Raw genomic sequence first — 17270 nt, forward strand, 5'->3', positions numbered from 1 at the left:
GTGGTGCGCGGGGTTTCTCCAAACAACCTCCGATACTGAGCTGCCATCCGGCCACAGTCGCTGAAACCGAATGCGCGGGCGATTGAGGCAACAGTGTCAGTCTGCGGATCGGCTATCGACAATGCTGCCCGCAGCAGATGTAGCCGTCTCAGGGCCAGGTAGCGTGTGGGCGATACCCCAAGAACGCTTGTAAAAGCGTTGCGCAGCGTCCGCTGGCTTACCCCGACACGGCGGCTCAACTCACCGATTGAAAGCATTACCTCGTTACTTCTCGGCAACTCAGCTACTGCCTTCAGCCAAAGAGCCTTGTACTTGGCATGCAGAGTTAAACGGTTGGTGCGTATGGCTGGTTTAGACATGGCAGTAACCAGAGTCTGCTTTCATCGCACAGGTTCTACCGATGAAAGTGGAGGCGCTACGTAAATCAGGAAAATCGCGACGCCGTGAAAATTGCCGATTTTACGTAGCAGCTTGCCGACGCTGAGATCAGGATCTGCTCAGCGCTTTACTTACTCCGTCTGCGGCGTATCTGACGTAGCACCAAAGCGCATACGACGCGTCACTGCGAGCGGAGGCGTTATGGGGCTTATCAGGTATGTGGTAGTTGCGTTTATCTGCAGCGCAGGCGTGCTGCAGGCGCAGCCACTGGAAATGACGGTTCGGCACTTCGCGCTGTTGCCGCAAGATGTGCGCTACCCCGAAGGGCTCGCCGTAGCGCCGGATAGTGGCGAGGTGTATGTCGGCACCTTCGATGCGCGTATGCCTGCCGAGCAGCGCAACAATCAGGTCTTGCGTCTTTCTGCCGAGGGCAAGTTGCTCGCCCGCAAGCCCTTTGGTACCACGCCGCTGACCGGGTTGGCGGTGGCCGCAGGGCACCTGTACATCCTCAATTTTGGCGCAGGCAGCCTGCAGCGCTTGCCGCTCGATTTCGACTCGAACAGTACGGTCGAAACCGTGGTGACCTTTTCTGCCCTCAATCCGCCAGCTCCTGGCCCGCGACAGATAAACAATCCCGATGGTAGCCAGGACCACATCACATTCGGCGCCAGCGGTATGCCCGCGCCCAACGGCATGGTGTTCGACAGGGCAGGCAACCTCTATGTATCTGACTCGTTTCAGGGCGCAATCCTGCGCATCGCCAAGGCGACGCGCTGCCGGCCGTGCAAGGTGGAAGTGTTTATGCGCGATCCGTTGCTGGCCACCAGCGGCTTTCTGCCGTTCGGCGCCAATGGCCTGGCCTTCAATGCTGACGAGTCGCTGCTCTACATCAACAACGCTGGCGATGGCCGAGTGCTGCGCATGCGCATGCCGGACGGCGCTCCGAAAGTACTGGCGGAGAGCCTGCCCGGTGCTGACGGCCTGCTGTTTCACCAGGGGTTGTTATGGGTGACGGCCAACCAGGTCGACCAGGTGGTCGCGCTGAGCGAGCGTGGCCTGCCGCTGGTCAGGGTCGCCGGTTTCGCTGGCCTGGCCGCAGACGGCAGCCCGCGTGGCCTGCTGTTTCCCGCCAGCACGGCCATCCAGGGCAAGCGGATGCTGGTCACCAACCTGGCACTGCCGCTCACCGAGGCTTCCGGAGACGAGTGGGAAGAGCGCGTCACGCGCTGGAATCTCGTGCAATTCAGCCTGCCCACCGAGCTACCCGGAGAAGACCGATGACATCCAGACCAGACCAAAGCCCCGATCCGCAACGCAGGGCGCTGTTGATCGGCTCTGCAGCAACAGTTGTGGCGCTTGCGATACCGCTTGGTGGCTGCATGAGCAGCGAATCAGTGGCGACGGTTCCACCACCCGACGATGGAGAGAGAAAAACCATGGGCACCATTACTACGCGTGACGGCACGCAGATCTACTACAAGGACTGGGGCACAGGCCCGGTCGTGGTGCTCAGCCACGGCTGGCCGTTGAACTCGGACAGCTGGGAAGCGCAGATGCTATTTCTGGCCAGCAACGGCTATCGGGTGATCGCCCATGACCGGCGTGGTCACGGGCGCTCCAGCCAGCCGTGGAGCGGCAATGAGATGGATACCTACGCCGACGACCTGGCCCAATTGCTGGAGCACCTCGACGTGCGCGGCGCCTCGTTGTTCGGTTTCTCCACCGGCGGTGGCGAGGTGGCGCGCTACATCGGCCGCCACGGCACCTCGCGGGTGGCCAAGGCCGGCCTGATCGCCGCGGTGCCGCCACTGATGGTGCAGACCGAGGCCAATCCAGGCGGCCTACCGATCTCGGTGTTCGACGGCATTCGCGCGGCCTCCATCGCCGACCGTTCGCAGCTCTACAAGGACGTCGCCAGCGGCCCGTTCTTCGGCTACAACCGGCCGGGCGCCAAGCCTTCCCAAGGCGTGATCGACGCGTTCTGGATGCAGGGCATGCTGGCCGGACACAAGAACGCCTACGACTGCATCAAGGCGTTCTCCGAGACCGACTTCACCGCAGACTTGAAGAAGTTCGACGTGCCAACCCTGATCCTGCACGGCGACGACGATCAGATCGTGCCGGTGGACGCGGCGGCGCGTGCCTCTGCCAAGCTGGTACCGCACGCCAAGCTGGTGATCTACCCCGGCGCGCCGCACGGCATCACCGACACCCACAAGGAAAAACTCAGCGAAGACATGCTGGCGTTCCTGCGCAGCTAAGCACTCATGCGCCCGCCGAACTCTCGGCAGGCCACAGCGAAAGGAGAGACGAGATGAGCGGCAAGAAAGCATTGATCGTGGTGGACATTCAGAACGACTACTTCCCCGGCGGTTTGTGGACCCTGAGCCAAGTCGAGGCAGCTGCAGCCAAGGCCGCCGAGGTGATCGCGGCGTTTCGCGACAGCGGTGACCTGGTAGTGCATATCCGCCACGAGTTCACCAGTCAGGATGCCCCCTTCTTCCGTCCGGACAGTGAGGGGGCACAGATCCATCCCAGCGTGATCAACCAGCCGGGCGAGCCAGTGGTGCTGAAGCACTACATCAACTCGTTCCGCGAGACAGACCTGAAGCCGATCCTCGACCAGGCAGGAGTGAGCGAGGTGGTGGTGGTCGGCAACATGAGCCACATGTGCGTGGATGGCATCACCCGTGCCTCGGTCGACTTCGGCTACCAGACCACCGTGCTACACGACGCCTGTGCCACCCTCGACCTGGAGTTCGATGGCGTGAAGGTACCGGCGGCCCACGTGCATGCGGCCTTCATGGCGGCGTTGAAGTTCGGCTATGCGCCAGTGATCTCCACCGCCGAATACCTCGGCCAGCACGCGAGGGATACGATGTGAAGCGTACTCTGGTGTTCGCGCTTGTCGGCGCGTTCGCCACACCGGTTCTGGCCCACGAGCCCGGCGGCATCCATAGCGACCGGAGCGCGAAGGTCGAGGCGGCCTTCGATCTTGTGCGCACGCGGGTGTCGCGAGATGGCGAGATGCTGGTGTTCGAGCAACTGGTCGACGGCGCGGCCGGCAGCCGTATGCCGTCCCCCAAAGGCAGCTTCGCTGGCGCCGAGGTGTACAGCTACGTCTGGCCCTCCAGCCTGGACAGCGGCGCGGTCGGTTTCGAGCAGGCCTCGGGCATCCTCGCCCTGGCGCTGACCTCGCACCCGGATTTCGACGATACGCCGCAGCTCGACGAAAACGGTGACGGCAAGAAGGACAACGACGGTGGCCTGTGGCACTCGCACTGGATGGTACTGACCAAGGATGCGACCTGCGGCCCGTCTGGGCTCAAGGTGCGCGACATTCCCGAGGGCGCCAAGCCCAAGCTGCCGACGACCTGGCCCGGTGCGCCGATCTACATCGACTCGCCCGGCTACGACCTCAGCGTGAAGAAGAATGCCGCGCAGATCCGCGTGCCGCTGAAGGCCGTCGGCTTCCCCGAGAGCTTCAACTACGACGGGGTGACCGCCGCACTGCAGGTCAACGCCGACTTGCACAACCCGCTGCTATGCGTGTCCAGCGTGTGGGATGTGGCCTCGGGTGACCTGAGTCTACCGGCCACCTGGAAAGCCACAGACTAATGATCAGGTGCGCGGACCCACGGCGATGCTGCGCCCGATGGTGGAGAACGTCATGAGCTACTCGAAACAAGACACCGGCCTACTGCTGGTCGACCCCTACAACGACTTCCTCAGCGAGGGCGGCAAACTCACCGGGCTGGCTAAGCCGGTGGCCGACCGTCTCGGCACGCTGGCCAATCTGCGTGCGGTGGTGACTGCCGCGCGCCGGGCTGGCATCCGCGTATTCTATGTGCCGCATCACCGTGCGCGGCCCGATGATTTCCAGGCCTGGCTGCATCCCAGTCCTTATCAACTGGGTGCGGCACGGGCTCAGGTGTTCGCGCTCGGCAGCTGGGGAGGGGAATGGCACCCTGACTTCAAGCCCCAGGCTGGGGATGTGCTGGTGCAAGAGCACTGGGGCGGTAGCGGCTTCGCCAATACCGACCTGGACCTGCAGCTCAAACAGCACGGAGTGCGCCAGGTCATCATCATTGGCCTGCTGGCCAACACTTGTATAGAGGCTACTTCGCGCTTCGCCGCCGAGTTGGGTTACCACGTGACGCTGGTACGCGATGCCACCGCAGCCTTCTCCGAGGAAGCGCTACATGCCGCCCATGAAATCAATGGGCCAACCTTTGCGCACGCCATTATCACCACCGCCGAGCTGCTCGGCGAACTGGTTTGAGGAGCAACCGTGATGTCCGAGAAAAAACTGACCAACGCCGTCGGCGCCCCCGTCGTCGACAACAACAATACCCAGACCGCCGGCCCGCGCGGCCCAGCCCTGCTGCAGGACGTGTGGTTCCTGGAGAAGCTTGCCCACTTCGACCGCGAGGTGATCCCCGAGCGGCGCATGCACGCCAAAGGTTCCGGCGCCTACGGTAGCTTCACCGTCACCCATGACATCAGCCGCTACACCAAGGCAGCGCTGTTCTCCCAGGTGGGCAAGCAGACCGACATCTTCGTGCGATTTTCCACCGTCGCTGGCGAGCGCGGCGCGGCGGATGCCGAACGCGATATCCGCGGCTTCGCCGTGAAGTTCTATACCGAACAGGGCAACTGGGATCTGGTGGGCAACAACACCCCGGTGTTTTTCCTGCGCGACCCGCTGAATTTTCCTGACCTCAACCACGCCGTGAAGCGCGACCCGCGCACCGGTATGCGCAGCGCGCAGAACAATTGGGACTTCTGGACCAACCTGCCAGAGGCCCTGCACCAGGTCACCATCGTCATGAGCGACCGTGGCGTGCCGGATGGCTACCGGCACATGCATGGCTTTGGCAGCCACACCTTCAGCTTTATCAACGCCGCCAACGAACGGTACTGGGTGAAATTCACCTGGAAGACCCAGCAGGGCATCCGCAACCTCAGCGATGCCGAGGCCGGCCAGATAGTGGCCGCCGACCGCGAGAGTAGCCAACGCGATTTGTACGACAACATTGAGCAGGGCAATTTCCCGCGTTGGACCTTCTATGTCCAGATCATGCCGGAGAATGAAGCAGGTCAATACCACATCAACCCCTTCGACCTGACCAAGGTGTGGCCGCACAAGGACTACCCGCTGATTGAGGTCGGCGTGCTGGAGCTCAACCGCAACCCGGAGAACGTCTTCGCCGAGGTCGAGCAGGCTGCGTTCAATCCGGCCCACGTGGTGCCAGGCATCGGTTTCTCGCCGGACAAGATGCTGCAGGGGCGGCTGTTCTCCTACGGCGATGCGCAGCGCTATCGGCTCGGCGTCAACCACACGCACATCCCGGTCAATGCGCCGCGCTGCCCGTTCCACAGCTACCACCGTGACGGCCAGATGCGCGTCGATGGCAATCAGGGCTCACGCCTCGCCTACCAGCCCAACAGCTACGGCGAGTGGACCGAGCAACCGGAGCACGCGGAACCGCCGCTGACCCTGGAAGGCGCTGCCGACCACTGGAATCACCGGGTCGATGATGACTACTACTCGCAGCCCGGCGCGCTTTTCCGGCTGATGTCGCCAGCGCAGCAGCAGGCGTTGTTCGATAACACGGCGCGAGCAATCAGGGGGGCTAATCAAGAGGTTATCGAGCGGCATATTAGCAATTGCAGCAAAGCTGATCCGGCTTATGGGGCTGGCGTTGCAGTCGCAGTCGAACGTCTCGGCCGTTGAGGCCGTTACTTTTTTGCAATGCAGCGGTCCGGACAGCCACTCCCGGGCTCGGGGAACAGTAATACGAGCCATAAGGGTAAACCTCTTTGTCGAATCGGATTAATCGCCAACGACCCGCTAAAACGGCTGGCAGCTGTCGGATTTCGACGGCCCCCCCGTAAAACCCGGCAGAAGGCGGGTTTTACGGGGGTTCCAGAGATTTTGGTAGCCTTCGCTGGAACCTGAACTGGTGCGGAGACAGACGGACGGTTGTTGGTAGTGAGGGCTCGGTTTTAGTAGGGCTGGAATTTGGTGGATTTTTCGATGTACCTCAAAGGTTATCTATAAAAAAATCAGCTATTTATGGCTTTCGGTGGAATCGAATCGGGAATTTTTGGGCTGTTTAAATTGGTACACAGCGAGAGCAGGAGATTGCATACCGCTTGGCCATTGAGCCCTAACCGCGAAGCCCTGGGGATGCTGATGGGGCCAAGCAAAATAAATGTAGTGCCCAAGCATGCAAAAAAGCACCACTCAAGCGATGATGAGGCAAAACGCCACCACCCATAAGGACATACCTCTTGGAAGCCTCTTCAACCATTCGCAACATGCTGGCCAACAACCGCATCGTCGTGCCCACATATCAACGCGCTTATGCCTGGGATACGCCAGCTGAAGGTTCAACCCGCGTCAGTCAGACAGCGGTATTTCTATCCGACCTGGAAGCCTATCGCAGCAGCAACTCCCGCAGCCCTTATTACTTTGGCCATTTCCTATTTGAGCAGACACAGGGAGAGTACCGGGTAATTGACGGCCAGCAGCGCCTGACCACGATCACGCTGTTTCTAGCTGCATTGTTCGCATGCCTACAAGCCAAGCGCGCACTCACCGAAGATGAGCAGGACTGCTACAAAGACATGATCAAGCGGGAAAGTCAGATCCGCTTCAAGACGGTCGGTTACGACAACCAGACCTTTGTCGATTATGTGATCAACCAGTCCAGAACCGTCGCCCCTGCTTCGCTGACCACATCTGCCCAGCGGCTCATCAATGCTTTCGACTTCTTCAAAAAGAAGCTGGGTTCTCAGCCTGAAGCCTTCCTGACCGACATGCTGCGAATCGTGTCCCAGGCATCATGCAGTACACACCCAGTGCGGGACGAGGCTGAAGCCATCCAGATGTTCATCTTCCAGAACAACCGCGGCAAGCGCCCATCCAACCTTGAGGTGGTTAAGGCGCAGTTCATGTATGCCATCCATCTTCACAGCGAAGATCAAGAAGCGCGGGACAACCTGATCGAAGAGATCCAGAACCGCTTCGAAACCATCTACAAGTCGATCTCGGCAATTGATTACCGCATCAATGAAGACGACGTGCTGCAGCACACCTTGCGCGTTCACTTCAATTCGCTGTGGGAAAGCGGTGCGCTGGACCGGATTGAGAAAATGCTTACAGCAGAGTCGCCTCTTGAGTTTGTGAAAGACTTCACCAGCTCACTGGCCATCAGTTTCGAACATTTAACGGCATTTTTCGGCGCTGACGAGCGAAGCAGTTTTCCGATTCACTCACTGGTGAGCTTGGGCGGAATCGGGATTGTACTGCCATTTATTCTCAAGGCCTACCGCTTTGGTCTTCCTCTCCCGGACAAGAACCAGCTTTGTGTTGTCTTTGAAAGCCTGATCATCCGACATCGCCTGATTGGCACTCGTGCGGATATCACATCCCGCATTAATGATACTTACGAGGCATTTACCAGTGACGCACCGGCGATAGGGCCTATCCTTGAGAACATCGAGCGTCTCAAGACTGTAGGCAGTGGGTGGTGGGCATATTGGAACAATGAAAAACTGGCAGAGGCTCTAGAATGGGGTATCAGACACTCCACCGCTAGGCACCTGCTATGGAAATACGAAGTACACCTGGAAGGACAAGGTCAGCGCGGTTATGAGCCGCGGCGTAATGACGACATCAAGCGTCCAGAACTGGAGCACATCGCCCCAACCACCGAGCCCACAGCTAGTCCTCATGGTTACGGCGCCTACGACGAAACCTTCAAGAGCGAATACCTGAACTGCCTCGGCAATTACCTTCTGGTGTCAAAGTCCCACAACTGCGCAGTGGGAAACATTCCATTTTCCGAAAAGTTGGAAACATACCAGCACAACTTCCAACAACGGGAAATAGCAAAATTTGTCAGCGCAGGTAGTATTTGGGACCAAAATGCAATCCAGATCCGGCACGATAAAATCGTCGCAACACTGATGGCTGAGCTTTAAGTAAACTAAACTCTGCCCTCAGTCATAAAAATCATGACTGAGGGCATGTCATGGTGGAAAGACACCGCCCCCAAACACACCCCTGATTAATGGGGATTTTGTTGGTTTCCGACAGAGGCTTATGGAAATGAAAAACCGGCTAGAAGGCCGGTTTAGAGTATTTCCAAAATATTCAGCGGAATGCAGTGGAGTTGGATGTGGTGCGGAGACAGCGGACGGTTGTTGGCCGTGAGGGCCCGGTTTCCGTGGGGCTGGAATTTGGTGGATTTTTTGGTGTGTCTCATAGGATATCTACAAGCCAATCAGCTACTTATGGCTTTCAGTGGAATCGAATCGGAACTTGCAGAGGATCCAATGAGAGCTACGCCCACCCGCTTTGAAAGATAGGTGAGGAACGACAGAAAACGACCCATTGCTGCCCTTCAGGAAGGGCAGCTAACGGCCAAAAGCGGACGTTTACTTAGGCCCGATTTTGGGTTACCGAGGCATCTACGAAGCCTGGGACGATTCAGGTTGGTGCTCCACCACTCAAAGCTCCAGCGCTTCCTAGCCGACGGCGGGGAATCCTACAGTGCCTGGCTCGATTACCACAGATCTTGGAAGCTGGGCCCATCGGACATTGGTGGTTGAGAGGGTCGACCAATTTGAATGGTCACCGGAATCGGAAAATCTACCCCCACCATTGCAACTTCACCCTGCTTTAGGTTTGGCAGGAATGCAGCCGCTGAACGATCGATCTCCCCACATGCACGCTCGACAACTTCTCTATCTCGATCATTGGTCAGTCGATGCACTAGAAGAGTGCCCATCTGGCTCAATACACCTTCGGTAATGTCCCTAGGTCGTTGAGTTGCGAGGCAGATGTTCAATCCGTACTTACGGCCCTCTTTGGCAATCAGTTCAAATGCATCGAGATTCTGAAGGTCGTCCTCGTTACCGAGGGTCTTGCCGAGGAAGTTATGAGCTTCATCGAGAATCACTACCAATGGGCTCCGGCGGAACGCTTCACTTCTGGCACGTTGCAGGAGCAGTCGTCCTATTGCATTGGCAATTACTTCCCGTGCATTAAATTCATAACCGATGGAGCTCAGGCAAATCCTGAACAGACGTTTATCACCCTCCAAGAAAGCATCAAGGTTATCAACAAGACTCGGTAGGTCGACTGCAGGGCTGAAAACGCAGCTGAGTGAGCGGGAGCTCATCACACTCATAATCCGGGTCATGAGCGAGGAACAGTACGAAAGCTCATTGCTCGCGCCCCCCCAGCGATCCATTTTATCTGCGCCGGCATCCGGATAGCAGCATTCTTGGACAACCTGCTGAACGAGGTGCCTAGGCTCGAATGGTTGGCTGGGGTTACCGACCAAGCTAGCGTTGTTGTCGCGTCTCATCGCTTCTCGGTAGGTGTTCTTAGATTGGCTGACCTTGCGCACAATTCCCCTAGGGAACAGATCTGGTGCAAGTGCCGCTAGCCGTAAACTTTTAATCGCTTCCCTAAGCTTTGGCCCTTGGGTCTTTCCTGAAGGCTGGAACAAGGCAATAAAGTCGGTTTCCGCAAAACTTGTGGGAGGGATGGCGACTTCAATCGACTCTGCGCTTCGATGTATAGGTTCACCTAGGTGGCAATGAACGGTGTCGGCCCCGTTCAGCGATCGATACTCTCCAGTAGCATCGATCAATACGAGCTTGCATGAGAATTTTCGGCATTCTTGAATCAACTTGGATGTTGTCCAGCTCTTGCCGCCACCTGTCGAGCCCAAAACTGCGCAGTGTCGGCCGAATAGCTTCTCTGGGGTGACCGCGATTGGGAACCCGTTATCACCCGCAACATGTCCTAGATCCAGAGTGACGCGTGGCACTTCTGCGTCTACTCCTGCAGAAGTCAACACCGGGATTTGGGATATGAACTCACCAGGAGCGGAGTAGACTCGATCACCTAGCCGAGGATAAGAGCTGACTCCGGCTGTGATCTTAAGGGTGTGAGGGTTTACCGAACCCAATAGGCGAATGAACCCAATAGCGTCGATCTGACGAATCCCTGCAAAATCTTGAGAGATTTCAGTGCGATCGCGGTCGGGAAGATTGACCTCCGTGATACGCCCCAGCAGTACTGTCTGCTGGCCCTCGATCAAGACAAGTTCGCCTACTTCACCCTTGCCATAGCGATTTTTTCCTAGATAGTGCCCGCTTACCTCGCCCGCATGGGCAAGGTTTGTTTTGATGAGTTGAGCACTGACACTAGATACCACCCCTATTTTCAGGGTGCTGGCCAATATTCCGTCCAGTGCCATCGATTAGGCCCCTCCCTTTACACGTCTCACGGCGTTTGCTAACTGCTCTGCAGGCGAAGCGGTACGCAGATGTGGGATGTGGCTGACCATGTCACCGAATGAGCCGCTGACGAAATGGATATCGAAGCCTTCCATCGCAAGGTCATGGAATTTTCCCCAATAGGGGCTTGAACCATGTTGGCCGCGATTGTGTAGGTGAGTGATGCCCTGAAAATCACAGAGGATGAGTTTGAGGCTTGGGTTGGACTGAATCGCAGAGTAGATGGGCTCGGAGAGGTGATCATCGTTGAAGCCGAAACCCGCAATAATTAAGCAGCTATTGGGCTGTCGCAAAAACTCCAAAAACCTTGATAGGAGCTCAAGGTGTGGCTGTAGGAATGCTTGCTGATATTTTCCCTTTGCCGGATAGATCAAACAGGCATTCTCTGGGGCGGGAGCAGCATGCTCGTAAATCTCTGTACCTTCACGACTCCAGCTTACGGAGCCATGAAGCTTCAGGAGGTGGTAAATACCCTCTGTAAATTCGTGGCTGTCCGCCTCCCGTCGCACGATGTCATAGGTGAAGTGCTTTCCATCGAATCTGCGCTTTCGGGTGTACGAGAAGCCATCAATGGTAACCATCCCTAGATCAGACGCAGCGGTTTCAAAGCACATGTCGTAGTTCGTAGTGAATACCCTTAGTCGAGGATCTCTAACCCTGCGCCTCGCCAACTTCTGCAACAGATTCCTGTACGCTGAGATGTCGGAATTATCGCTGTTCATAAACTCCGAGCAGGCGTGAAGAATCAAGGCTTTCACATCGTTAACAAATGCGCTGACTCCCGCGTCGCTGTTGAACGCCAAGTAGGCGTCGCACTGGGACAAAAAGTGCTCGATGTTTGGGTTGTTTCTCTCAAGATAACGGACGGTATCTGCGACTTGTGCAGCGCGTTCGGAGAGCCTGTTTTGCTCCTCTGGGCACATCGCTCGTTGCCATAACTCCCACATGCTCGGGCCGCCGACGGCGCCAAGCGAAGTACCGCTTCCCGCAAAGAATCCTAGGTTCGGGATTTGAAGTGCGGACGCAAACATGGCCGAAAGCGCGGCTTTATTGGCGCGCACTTGTTCATCATCAGCTTCATCTGTTGACTTCAGTGCCGTGAAGGCCTCCTCAGTCAACGGCAGCCACTCGGCGGCACCTGGCGAGAGGTAAGCCTGTTGCCCCTTAAGTTTGTCGTTGAGTGGGACTACTTCGTCTGTCATGACACGATCCTTTGTCTATGGCTAACCGCATCTATCCGAGTCGAGCGATAAGCCGAAGGGGCTGAAGATGGGGACGCTGTATGGGAAGAATTGATGGGCGTCATAGTGCCATGATGCAATCACTCGAGGAAGCTGCGTTGCATGGCATGCACCGAGCGCTGAGGTGGCGGAATTGGGGAGCCAGACAGGTGCGATCTCTACGGTCTCTAGCTTCGTCACAGTGCCCATCAGCATACTTCCGCCGGTAGCTCTAGTCAGGCAATACAGCCCGCTGCGCGGGACCGTGCAGAAAGTGCCAGTACCGCGCAGACGGTCGCCGGTGTCGCCTAACATCTGCTGTGAGTGTGCAAGGTGTTGGTGCTGGTCAAATCGCCCCAAATTTCGTAGACAGTAATCTAGGTTGGATCACAAAAGGGGACGGACTTATTTTTCAGCAGAAGCTTCAAAAATAAATCCGTCCCCTTTTGATGCGCCAGTTTGCTCGACTGACGCTCAGCGCGCCGATTCCCGAAGACACGACGATCATGAATTTCCGGCACCTGCTGGAGAAGCATCAGCTCGCGGCAGGGATTCTGGAAACCATCAACAACTACCTGCAAGACAAAGGCCTGTCGTTGCGCCAGGGCACGATTGTCGAAGCCACCATCATCCACCAGCCCTTATTGAGCCAGGAGCAGCTCGATGACAAAAGGCAAGTTCCACGTAATTATGACCAGGCATGCATATATAAAGCCCATAATACCCATAGCCACAAATAGCGTTATACGACGCCTATCTATTGGCGTAAGAAATCGCACCTGCTTATCAGCCTGAGATGAGTAGTGCTGCAATACGTCGAGCCACGTTTTGCTCTCGCTGTAGGCAAGATTAGCATCACGCAGATTAGAGCTAAACTGCAAGATACAAGACAGCACCAAATATCCTGCCAGGAATTTTACTAGCAATGCCAACTCTGAACTTTCAAGCAGCATGTTAATATTTTTCTGATCAAACTTACCAATGAAAGAAAACCCAATAAAAACCAGAACACCAAGAATATCTCGGGTTAATGCACTCACAAGATCCCGGACTTTTGCTGCATATAAGTCGGCTTGCGACTTCATGTCCTTCATGAGTTCGCGGACCTCCTTATGATAAGCATCCTTACGGTCCAGAATCACAAAGGTATAGCTATCGCGAGCTTGCTGAAGGGCTACTTCAAGATACTTCTCTACTCCCGAAAGCAGAGTTTGTCCGTGCTCGATGTCTATTGACAATCGGTCCATGACAAGTCTAAGACGAGTTTCAGGGCGTTCCTCGTAAACCCAACAAACGGCTTCTGTGAGTCGCGATAACGTATCAGCGCTCACAGCCTGCATCTCATCATAAAGGGGCAACGAAAGTCGCTTGGTCCCACGAAGTGTCGCATCATAGCCATTGCCGGTGTTCTTCAGCTCCTGGACTAAGCATGCTGCTATGACGCACGCACTCAGTCGTACTAACGGCTTCGCTTCGGAGCTGTCAAGATTTCCCCAGCTCAACGCATACGCACTCGGGCAAACCCGAAGAGGCTTCACTGCATTGGTATGGATTAGACCGTGTACATCCGACTGGTTAGGAAGTTTATTGATCGGAGTTTTGGGCGTTTCACTGGCTGGGGGTAGTACCCAAAGCAGAGGGCCTCCAAACGCAGCAGTCAAGCCATTGACTCGTACCGTAGTTGGGCAGGATAAGTCAGGATCATTGCCGCTAGGATATTGGAAGGGGTCGATGTGCTCTAACCACTGATGAAAGCTTTCGACGGAGAAGAAAAACAGGGTGGACTCGTTGTCCCTGGCACGCATTTTTTGGGCAAGTGTCGACTTGCCCAGCACCGTCCTCCAGGGCTCGTCATCGAATGTGGTCGTGGACAATTCTGCAGCATCTACCGCTTCACCAGAGATCATAATTGTGGGCACATCAATGCCCAGTTGCCGAGCTAGCTCATCAACCTGCTGAAGAATCGCCTTGACGTCCCCACTCAGCGAATCACCCTCTACGGTCAGCCGAAAGCTCTCGTCAATGAACTGCAACGAATGACTACGCAGCTCGCTGATCGCATCAAGTAGGTTCGCTACAGCAGTCATGATTCCTCAACCTTTGGCATCCAGCCGATTCGTTACGATAGTGACTCGGGAACGACCACCGCCCAGTGGCTCGATCTGCATGCCCATAGCCTCGGGCGTGCCTTCAAAGGAAATGGTAACCCCTTCGTAGGTTAGGTAGACCTGCTTGCGCTCGCTTTTACGCAGTGATCCCGCTTGAGGGCGGAATTGTTGTCCTGCCACTCCACCTTCGGCAAGCGCATCTCGCAGCGACCTCACAAGCTCTGCCTTCCGGTTGGCATCCTCGTCACGCACAACTGCGTTCAGGTACTCGTCCGTGTCAAAGGTGTCATGATCACTCAGGTAGTTGAGCGATCGACCGAGAAAAGTGTTCAGGTCCTCCCCAGGAGGGAGCTGCTCTGCTGTCAGCTTTTTTGCCCACTTGCGCACTTGCACGTGGGCAGCCCGAGTGAGTACTGAGTCTTGCTGGCGCTCCGTCACCCCCAAGAAACCCCGAAAATAATCACCCAGCCCTGGTCTTTGTACGCGGTCGAAGGCTAGCACATCCCATGCGAATTGATCTGAGACGTCAATCAGGGCACTTTTCTGGATCGCATTTTTGCTCTCATTAAGAGAGTTTTGCACCTCATTGATGACGGCGACTCTTCGACCGTCCTTCTCCTCGTAGCTATAAGTGAACGAGGGTTGCTTGTCCATTTTCACGACGAAGACCAGCTGCCGCCAGTCATGCGCGGTAGCCAAGTACTTCACCACAGACACGATGAACACGCCGGCAGCCATATGCCCCTTATGGCGCCCTGAAAAATCAGTAGTGATCTGGCGTGAAAATTCAATGAACCTATGGGGCTCGTCAAGCAGCTGCTGACATTTCTCTTTCAGATGCACGGCGTCCTGCTTGAACACGTATTGCGTGCCCTCAGCGATTTCTCGGAGCCGATCTAGGAAGAAGACCTTTTGCTTAGCTTGAAGCTCGACCTCATCGAGAAACACAACATCTTCATCCACCTCAGCATCTGGCTCGATGATGTGGAAGATAAAGCTGACAATTTCTAGGCTCTCACGCTGTGCCTGGCTCAGCACGCCATCCAGTGGTGCAGCCATGTTGCAACTCCTTTTTAGTCTACTTACCAATCACCAGGTTGCTTCGCAGCGCCCCCTATCGGACCAACCGCTCCATCGAGAGCACCGATCCTGCTCGCCAATGTACCGCAAAAAATGGCGGAATGGCTCATTGCCATTACCGATGGGCGCACGATCTGACTATGTTCGAGTAAGCAGCATTGCCTACGGAGACGACTGTGATCGAGAACCATCGGAAGCAGCCAAAAGTTAGCGATCAGTGCAGTTCAACATCATGAGCCAATGCGGATCGGGCCAGGCATCGATTGGTAGTAAAAAACCAGATAACAGCAATTTTCAATGTAACCCTGAAAGCCTGATACTATCGCCGCTCAGCTCCCGAGGTGCAGCCCATGAAACAAGCAATATCTTACGTTCGCTTCTCCAACCGTCGTAAAAAAGGCGCCGGCGCTGTGGAATGGCGGGAAAAGATGATTGCAGAATGGCTAAAGTCGCACACTGATTACGTGCTAGGCACCATCACTTTCCGAGAGCTAGCCAAAAGTGACTTCTCTGGAGATTACCTAGAGAACGGTGGTGGCTTCGGAGAATTGCTACTCGCAATCCAACAAGGGGCAATCAATGCCGGGGACGTCGTTCTCGTCGAGGCTCTCGACCGTGCAGGACGGCTTGAAGCACTAGATATGATCCAGATGTTTATCATCCCCATCCTAAACGCTGGCGTCACGATCATCACGCTTGACGACAACGTTACGTATACCAAGCAGTCGATCGGCGGGCCACACCTCTTCCTATTGGCGGCCAGGATCCAAGCCGCACACCAACAGTCAGAGTCGCTTTCGAGACGTGTGACACATTCCTACACCAAGCGACGTGAGGAAGCCAAGGAAGGTGTCACACCGAAGCGCATGACGCCGGCATGGCTCAACAGCGATGGCTCAGTGCGTGAAGATGTAGCCGCACGAGTCAAAGAGGCATTCGAGTTGTATGTCTCGGGCATGGGTAAATCCACCATCGCCAAGAGGATGCGTGCATCTGGTGTTGAGCGGCTTGCCAAATGCAGCGGGCCTACTGTGGAAGGCTGGCTGCGGAACGAAGCAGCGATCGGTCGGTGGAGTGGCCACAGCGTTTACCCCCCGATTATCGATCCCGCGTTGTACTACAAGGCCCAGATCCACGCAGAGAAGATGAAGACACAACGCCCGATGAAAACGGCTAAGCACTTCCTGGTCGGCTTAGTGAAGTGCGGTTCATGCGGGAACAATTTCATCATGCAACACAAGGACGGTAAGCCCCATGCCTTGCGTTGCCGCGTTCGTCAAAATCTGAAGGGCTGCGACAACTCGCACATGGTGCCTAAACCAGTCATCGAGGCAATTTACCGCTGGACGTCAACCAACGCCGCTTGGGAGGCACTCACACAGCAGCAGATGAGCGTGAATGAAAAGGAGATCGTTAGCAAGGAGGCAGAGCTCGCCGCTCTCACAAACAGAATAAATGAGATCGCAGATTTAGTTGCCGATATGGGCACTGTGCCCGAGCTAGTGGATCGGTTGATAGCGATGAACGCGAGCCGTGAGGCGCTTGAAAACGAGCTGACAATACTCCGCAAAACCGAGGACTCGACATTCACGTTGCACTGGAGCCAAGCAGCCAAGGTGGAGGACTTGAAGAGGGATGATCCGCAACGCCTTGCCGCCATGCTACGTAGCGTTGGCTATGAGATCACTGTGAATATCGATGGAACGATCACCACAACCGGCTCAGGACGTTTCATCTATCGATACGGCGGCGTCGACCGTACCAGCGGCATGTATAAGGTGATGCGGGGAGATAAGATGCAGCTTGTACACAAGCGTTCAAATGATGTGTTTTCAGATGAGCATGACGAGTGGTATGGCGACGTTGAAAGGCCAGCTAAATCGGTGTGGATGGAAGATAACTACAAGGATCTACAGGATCAACACAAGTAACCCTGAGGAGTCTCAATTTTACGATAGGGTGTGAAATCGTAAAAATCTGCACGATTGGAGCATGATGCTGAAAAAGTGTGCAAACCACTTGCCGCAAGGGCTACAGCGAATACCCCCCATTCACTCACAAAGTACCCACAAGTTATCCACAGGCGCTCACCTTGCAAAGCACCTAAGACCTCATTATCTTGTACCCCAGAAAAGCAAAACCCCCATATCTTGGGGGCTGT

At 55.9% G+C, this 17270-nt stretch carries 12 protein-coding genes and 2 pseudogenes; 9 read left to right on the forward strand and 5 right to left on the reverse strand.

Annotation, left to right across the window (positions count from 1 at the left end; translation table 11 throughout):
- Window positions 1-8: 8 nt before the first annotated feature.
- Window positions 9-359, reverse strand: a pseudogene (locus TZ03_RS31920) (helix-turn-helix domain-containing protein); the annotation flags it as partial.
- A gap of 220 nt (window positions 360-579) precedes the next feature.
- Between TZ03_RS31920 and TZ03_RS04790 the strand changes: the two are divergent.
- The 7 genes from TZ03_RS04790 (at window position 580) to TZ03_RS04820 (ending at window position 8370) form a co-directional block, all read left to right on the forward strand.
- The gene (locus TZ03_RS04790; protein ID WP_152645371.1) at window positions 580-1659 is read left to right on the forward strand and encodes an SMP-30/gluconolactonase/LRE family protein; all 1080 of its coding nucleotides are present in this window, start codon (window positions 580-582) and stop codon (window positions 1657-1659) included.
- Between the two features lie 155 nt (window positions 1660-1814).
- Window positions 1815-2639 (forward strand): alpha/beta fold hydrolase, encoded by an 825-nt coding sequence (locus TZ03_RS04795; protein ID WP_051096061.1) that lies wholly within the window; start codon window positions 1815-1817, stop codon window positions 2637-2639.
- A gap of 53 nt (window positions 2640-2692) precedes the next feature.
- Entirely contained in the window at window positions 2693-3262 is a 570-nt protein-coding gene (locus TZ03_RS04800) for a cysteine hydrolase family protein (RefSeq protein ID WP_051096062.1), read from the forward strand.
- Window positions 3259-3996, forward strand: coding sequence for a hypothetical protein (locus TZ03_RS04805; protein ID WP_053388402.1), 738 nt, complete (start codon window positions 3259-3261; stop codon window positions 3994-3996). The genes TZ03_RS04800 and TZ03_RS04805 overlap by 4 nt, the downstream gene beginning before the upstream one ends.
- A 52-nt stretch (window positions 3997-4048) precedes the next feature.
- Window positions 4049-4660, forward strand: coding sequence for an isochorismatase family cysteine hydrolase (locus TZ03_RS04810; protein ID WP_051096134.1), 612 nt, complete (start codon window positions 4049-4051; stop codon window positions 4658-4660).
- Window positions 4661-4672: 12 nt separating this feature from the next.
- Window positions 4673-6115, forward strand: a complete 1443-nt coding sequence (locus tag TZ03_RS04815; protein WP_051096063.1) for a catalase — start codon at window positions 4673-4675, stop codon at window positions 6113-6115.
- Window positions 6116-6675: 560 nt separating this feature from the next.
- Entirely contained in the window at window positions 6676-8370 is a 1695-nt protein-coding gene (locus TZ03_RS04820) for a DUF262 domain-containing protein (RefSeq protein ID WP_051096064.1), read from the forward strand.
- A 584-nt stretch (window positions 8371-8954) separates the two neighbouring features.
- Here TZ03_RS04820 and TZ03_RS04825 read toward each other — a convergent pair.
- Together TZ03_RS04825 and TZ03_RS04830 are read right to left on the reverse strand one after the other, a co-directional pair.
- Window positions 8955-10661 (reverse strand): ATP-binding protein, encoded by a 1707-nt coding sequence (locus TZ03_RS04825; protein WP_051096065.1) that lies wholly within the window; start codon window positions 10659-10661, stop codon window positions 8955-8957.
- Window positions 10662-10664: 3 nt separating this feature from the next.
- On the reverse strand, window positions 10665-11903 hold the full coding sequence (locus TZ03_RS04830) for an SIR2 family protein (protein WP_051096066.1): 1239 nt from the start codon (window positions 11901-11903) through the stop codon (window positions 10665-10667).
- A gap of 464 nt (window positions 11904-12367) precedes the next feature.
- Between TZ03_RS04830 and TZ03_RS28340 the strand changes: the two are divergent.
- Window positions 12368-12595 (forward strand): annotated as a pseudogene (locus TZ03_RS28340) (IS5/IS1182 family transposase); the annotation flags it as partial.
- Here TZ03_RS28340 and TZ03_RS29745 read toward each other — a convergent pair.
- The gene (locus tag TZ03_RS29745; protein ID WP_051096068.1) at window positions 12563-14008 is read right to left on the reverse strand and encodes a hypothetical protein; all 1446 of its coding nucleotides are present in this window, start codon (window positions 14006-14008) and stop codon (window positions 12563-12565) included. The pseudogene TZ03_RS28340 and the gene TZ03_RS29745 sit on opposite strands and share 33 nt — an antisense overlap.
- A gap of 6 nt (window positions 14009-14014) precedes the next feature.
- The gene (locus tag TZ03_RS04845) at window positions 14015-15088 is read right to left on the reverse strand and encodes a nucleoid-associated protein (RefSeq protein WP_051096069.1); all 1074 of its coding nucleotides are present in this window, start codon (window positions 15086-15088) and stop codon (window positions 14015-14017) included.
- 371 nt (window positions 15089-15459) lie between these two features.
- On the opposite strand from TZ03_RS04845, the gene TZ03_RS04850 reads away from it, so the two are divergent.
- Entirely contained in the window at window positions 15460-17040 is a 1581-nt protein-coding gene (locus TZ03_RS04850; protein ID WP_051096070.1) for a recombinase family protein, read from the forward strand.
- Window positions 17041-17270: the final 230 nt, after the last annotated feature.

Source organism: Pseudomonas sp. 10-1B, from assembly GCF_000935045.1.
Taxonomy (GTDB): Bacteria; Pseudomonadota; Gammaproteobacteria; order Pseudomonadales; family Pseudomonadaceae; genus Aquipseudomonas.